5 protein-coding genes are annotated in these 3,799 nt (G+C 66.4%); 1 reads left to right on the top strand and 4 read right to left on the bottom strand.

The features are described 5' to 3' along the window. A partial coding sequence (locus AB7U92_RS23515) for a hypothetical protein (RefSeq protein ID WP_428582677.1) occupies nt 1-233 on the top strand: 233 nt, incomplete at its 5' end. Nucleotides 234-406: 173 nt separating this feature from the next. Here the strand turns inward: AB7U92_RS23515 and AB7U92_RS23510 are convergent. The 4 genes from AB7U92_RS23510 to AB7U92_RS23495 all read right to left on the bottom strand — a co-directional run bounded on the left by AB7U92_RS23510 (nt 407) and on the right by AB7U92_RS23495 (nt 3,742). Further along, complete coding sequence (locus AB7U92_RS23510) at nt 407-2,302, bottom strand: ClpP-like prohead protease/major capsid protein fusion protein (RefSeq protein WP_428582675.1); 1,896 nt, start codon at nt 2,300-2,302, stop codon at nt 407-409. Nucleotides 2,303-2,313: 11 nt separating this feature from the next. Next, complete coding sequence (locus AB7U92_RS23505) at nt 2,314-2,640, bottom strand: hypothetical protein (protein WP_428582673.1); 327 nt, start codon at nt 2,638-2,640, stop codon at nt 2,314-2,316. A 195-nt stretch (nt 2,641-2,835) separates the two neighbouring features. Continuing rightward, nucleotides 2,836-3,138 carry a hypothetical protein gene (locus AB7U92_RS23500; RefSeq protein ID WP_428582671.1) on the bottom strand — a complete coding sequence of 101 codons (303 nt, stop codon included), beginning with the start codon at nt 3,136-3,138 and terminating at the stop codon, nt 2,836-2,838. A gap of 25 nt (nt 3,139-3,163) precedes the next feature. Continuing rightward, a complete protein-coding gene (locus AB7U92_RS23495) occupies nt 3,164-3,742 on the bottom strand; it encodes a hypothetical protein (RefSeq protein ID WP_428582669.1) in 579 nt (192 codons plus the stop codon). Nucleotides 3,743-3,799: the final 57 nt, after the last annotated feature.

Below are 3,799 nucleotides of genomic sequence, written 5' to 3'. Positions count from 1 at the left end.
AGGTTGAGGATGGTCATCGCGGCCCCGTGTCTGCGCTGAGGCTGACGGGCGACTGGTTGAGGGCAGCACGCCTCACGCATGGACCGACACAAGGTGTTGCCGCGACCAGTTCCACCGCAGTGGCGATTGCGAAGGCTTCGAACGAGGTAAGAGTGATCGTGAGCCCGGTCTGCGATGTCAGCCAAGCAACCGTTGCCGCTGCGGCTTCTGCCATGGAAGTACTCCGGAAGTGAAGATGCCCAGCTCTCAGCGGTTAGGGGCCGCGTTCCTTGCTGGGCCCGGTGACGGTTTCGGATCACCGGAGGATGCTCACCATGGGTCGAGCGCGGCCCCGACGTGAAACCGATGGCGCCGGCTATGGCGAGCTTCTCGCCGGCACCACCCTGGCAAGGCGCTCTGCGAACGGTCAGCCGACGCGATGCAGCGCGCGGTAGTCGACCACGCCCACGCCGATATCCATGCGAACCTTGAACTCGACCAGGTCGCGCGAGAAGTGCTCCTGCTGGTCGAGGTGCGGCCGGTCCTGGCCCTCGACGTAGGCGCGCACGATGCCTTCCGTCTGCTGCGGCGAGGCCGCCAGGTACCAGACCGAGGCGCTGACTTCGTCCAGGCGCGGGTCTGCGACCAGCTCCAGGCCGCGCACCCACTCGACGTTCGGCGTCGCGTTGTTCTTGCTCGGGTCGACCAGGCTGGCCAGGAGCTGCTCGCAGGCCGTCTCCAGGGCCACCGGGACGATCAGATAACGGGGGGTCGGATCGAGATAGTCGGCGCCCGCGATGCCCTTCTGCTTGCGCATCGCCGCGCGGGCTGCGCCGAGCTTGGCCAGGTCGGGGGAGCCCGCCGTCGACAGGTTTCCGTGGTTCGCGTGGAAGAGCGCGAAGCCGTCGCCGAGCGTCGGGTTGCTCGTGAGCAGGTCATAGACCATCTTCATCTCCAGCCGGCGCGCTGCCTGGCCCATGGCCTGCGGCATGTTGGAGAAGGCCGAGAGATCGTCGTTGATCAGCGCCTGGCGCGTGATGCGCACCAGCTTGCCGTAGGTATCGGCCTTGAAGGTCGAGTTCGACTCGGACAGGTTGCCGTACTTGTATTCCGCGCCTTCGTTCACCTTGTCCAGGCTCGGCGCCTCCGACAGCGAGACCAGGCTCTGCTGCTTGAAGTCGGCCACCGTGCGCTCGCCGGTCCAGCTCGCGGTGAAGGGCGCGAACTCGTAGCCCATGCGCAGCGCCTTGCCCGAGACGTTGGCCAGCAGCAGCGGGAAGTCGCTCGTGGTCAGTGCAGCGTTGATCAGCTCGGCGCGCGACATGCTGGAGACCGAGCGGCCGTGCATGCTGAGCACGCGCTCGGCCATGCCGGCGATCGACAGGCCGCGAACGTCCTGCGCTGCCGGGTGCGGCTCCTTCACCGCGATGCCCGCGCGCTGCAGCAGCACATCGGTGCAGGCGGCGCGGAAGTCGCTCATGCGGGTCTCTTCGGCGCTGCGCGGGCTGTAGTGGCCGGCCGCCGAGCTCATGGTGGCAGCCTGCGCGGCCAGGATGCGCTGGCCGGCCGCCTGAGGCGTGCACTGCGGATCGTCTTCGCACTCGCGCATCAGCTCGACCATCTTCGGATCGCTCGAACCGAACGAGGCGAACGAGGCGAACTTCGCGCGGATGCCCTGCCGGCGCTGGTTGTCCGCGCGCAGCGCGGCGGCGCGGATCTCGGCTTCATTGGCGGGGGCGTGGGTTTGCGGCATGGCGAGGATCCTTTCCTTCAGAGGTGCCGGGACGTTGAAACGACAGGCGCGAACGTCGATCGGCGCGGCGGCGCGCTCGTTCGCGGGAATAACTTCATCGATGAGGCCGACGACAAGGGCATCGGCTGCGGTGAACCAGTGATCAGCACCATCGAGCCATCCGGCGATCACGCTGGCAGGCTGGCCAGTTCGGCCATACGCGATGCTCATGGTCCCGTTGACTTGATCGAGCAGCGCAGCCTCCTCGCGGAGTTGGTTCGCGTTGCCACTACTCGTCACCCAGGCGGCGTGAACCATGATCATCGAGGTCTCGTGGGCTTGGATGACACGCCCAGCCATGGCAATGACAGTCGCGATCGACAGGCACCAGCCGACGATCACGATCGTGACCCCACCGGGCCAAGCCTTCAGCAGGTTGAAGATCGCCATGCCCTCGCTGACAGAGCCGCCCTGAGAATTGATCTCGACGATCAGGGGCGTGGCCGGATCGATGGTGTCGAGCTGCTGCTTGATCGAGTCGGCCGTGATGCCGAAGCCACCGATGTCCCCGAATATGCTGATGCGATGCATGCGGTCATTGCTCAAACGAATCGTGAAAGCACTGTCGGTGCGCCATCCGAAACCGAAAAGGGGGGGTTTAAGTTTTTGAGTCGGTTGTGCAGACCGAGGGCCGTTAGCGGCACTCCTTCTCCAACCTGAAACGCCCGCAGCGCGTGCCGCTCCCACTTCTCCCAACTCTCGGGGGGCGAGTGCAGAGCCCTGACGCTTTCGCGGCTCCACTTGGCAGCCTCGAACCGCTTGAGCAACGGCGCCAGTCGAGAGCACTTCTCCCACAAGTCGGCGGCATCGCTGACCGACACCGCATGCGCCGCACGCAGCAGATGCTCGTCCCGCTGGATGAGCAGCAAGCGCCGGCGCACTGAGGCCATGCCAGGCCCAGCCAGACCGAGGGCCTGCTCCAAACTCTCGCCCGTGCGACCGCAGCGCCAAACGCCTTCAGCGAACCAGGCCAGCGCTTGCGGGCTAGGCTCTCGGCCTCGCCACCGCGCTGTGGCTAGGTCGGAGAGCATCTCGAAGGCGAACTCGTCTCGGCCGGCCATGGGTCAGTGCCGCGCTTCGCCGATCGTCGTCATCAGATCCCAATCCGCCAGGATGCGCGGCTGCTCGCCGTTGTGAGGCACCAGGCGGCACAGCAGGTGCGTGTGCCCGCCGCGGATCTGCATGCGCGCGTCCAGCGTGGCAGCGCCGGCCTGCACCTGGTCGAACAGGGCCAGGGCGCTCTGCTCGCCGAAGCGCTGCTTGACGAAGCGGAAGGTGAACTCCAGCAGCGACTGCATCGCGTCGCCGACCACCTCCTCGATCGGTTGCACTTGCGGTGCCGGCGCCTGCGACTCGGGATTGCTCATGGTTGCACTCTCCTGGGGGTGCCCCTCAAGGGGCGGTTGCGGATTCGTCGTCATCCGTGTCGGCCAGCTCGGGCTCGCCCTGGTCGTAGGGCTCGTCTTCGGTGACAGCATCGAGCGCCTGGTCGACCAGCTGCGCCGTGGAGCGGATCCACTCGGCGCGAGCGTTCACGATCACCCTTCGGATCTGGTTCAAAGCTTCGCCAGGCAAGTCCGGGCAGGCCTTGCGGATCGACCCTTCGAGCGAATCGAAGCGATCGGTGACAGCCTGCGATGCCAGCGCCAGCACATCCCCGAGCAGGCCGATCGGCGCCCACTCGCCCATCTCCTTGTTGTTGCGGATCTCCTGGCCCACGCGCTGAACGCGAGCCAGGGCGGCGCGCTCTTTGGCCAGGCTGCCATCGGCATCGCGGCCGGCCGCCTGGTCGCGCAGTCGTTCGCAGTACGCCAAGAGCCACCGATCGAGCGTGTCCCCGGGCTCGAGCGCGCCCTTCTGGATGAGTTGGCTCACCGCCTGCTGGGAGATGCCAACCAGCTCGGCGAAGTCCTGCTGGCGCACGCGCGCCTGGAGCTGATCTTTCAGTTGCTGAGGCAGTGCCTCGCCCATGGTCTCAGTGCTCATACCGTCACAACCCCTCTAGTAAACCCACCAAACGAGATCGGA

The organism is Piscinibacter sp., from assembly GCF_050175855.1.
Lineage (GTDB): Bacteria > Pseudomonadota > Gammaproteobacteria > Burkholderiales > Burkholderiaceae_C > Piscinibacter.
This window is presented reverse-complemented; position numbering and strand designations above follow the sequence as displayed.